This window comes from Paracoccus sp. FO-3, assembly GCF_006386455.1.
Lineage (GTDB): Bacteria > Pseudomonadota > Alphaproteobacteria > Rhodobacterales > Rhodobacteraceae > Paracoccus > Paracoccus versutus.
This window is the reverse complement of the sequence record NZ_VCBQ01000265.1, coordinates 1-1299: the sequence shown is the minus strand read 5'-3', so window position 1 is coordinate 1299 and position 1299 is coordinate 1. Positions and strand designations below refer to the sequence as shown.

General features: G+C 63.0%; 1 protein-coding gene. It reads left to right on the top strand.

Translation table 11 applies throughout. The features are described from left to right. Nucleotides 1–64: 64 nt before the first annotated feature. Nucleotides 65–1254, top strand: a protein-coding gene (locus FE811_RS26875; protein WP_140849566.1) for an IS3 family transposase whose coding sequence is annotated in 2 segments (ribosomal slippage) — nt 65–317 and nt 317–1254 — 1191 coding nt in all. Because the reading frame shifts where the segments join, the coding sequence is not laid out codon by codon here. Nucleotides 1255–1299: the final 45 nt, after the last annotated feature.

Genomic DNA, 1299 nt, shown 5'->3' with positions numbered 1-1299 from the left:
GTGACCTGCCCCGGGATTTTTCCTCCAGATGCGATTAGAGTCCGGCCCAACTTGAGGACGGACAATGAAGCGAACGAGATTCACGGACGAACAGATTATCGGCATCCTGGCAGAGCATGAGGCAGGCGCGAAGTGCGCTGACCTGTGCCGGAAGCACGGCATGTCGGAAGGCACCTTCTACAACTGGAAGGCCAAGTTCGGCGGCATGACGGTGTCGGAGGCGAAGCGGCTGAAGGGGCTCGAGGATGAGAACGCCAAGCTGAAGAAGCTGCTGGCCGAGCAGATGCTGGATCTGGCGGCGATGAAGGACCTGGTTGCAAAAAAGTGGTAGGGCCCGCCGTGAAGCGTGAAGCCGTTGCGTATCTTCGGGCCGAGCATGGCCTCTCGGAACGGCGGGCCTGTCACATCGTCGGCGCGGATCGAACGATGATCCGCTATCGATCCCGACGCGCGCCGGATACGGCGTTACGCGGTCGGTTGCGGGACTTGGCCAACGAGCGCCGGCGGTTCGGTTACCGGCGCTTGTTCGTATTGCTGCGCCGCGAGGGCGAGCCCTCGGGGATCAATCGGATCTATCGGCTCTACCGCGAAGAAGGACTGACGGTGCGCAAGCGGAAGGCGCGGCGCAAGGCGGTCGGAACACGGGCCCCTATCCTGGTCGAGGCGCGGCCCAATGCACGCTGGTCGCTGGATTTCGTCCATGACCAGTTCGATTGCGGGCGAAGATTCCGGGTGCTGAACATCGTCGATGACGTGACCCGGGAATGTTTGGCGGCGATCCCGGACACCTCAATCTCGGGGCGGCGCGTGGCACGAGAACTGGCCGCCCTGATCGAACGCCGCGGAAAGCCCGGGATGATCGTCTCTGACAACGGCACCGAACTGACCAGTAACGCGATCTTAACCTTTGCCGCCGATCGCGACATTGAGTGGCATTACATCGCCCCGGGCAAGCCGATGCAGAACGGATTTGTGGAAAGTTTCAACGGGCGGATGCGGGACGAGCTGCTCAACGAGACCATGTTCCGCAACCTGGCCCATGCCCGTATCGTGATCGCCGCCTGGGCTGCCGACTACAACACCGAACGCCCGCACTCGGCCTTGGACTACCAGACCCCGGCTGACTACGCGCGGACCCTGACCGCCGCAATCGCCCGCCCCGCTGCGCGAGATGAAAGCTCCGCGCGTCGGGCGATTGCTCAACCTGCGCCAATTGGCGTAAACACTAACCGGGCTCCGGTCGCGGCTGGATGAAAGTTCAGCGGCAGGTCAGCCGCCCTTGGCTATCGCAGATGGCAT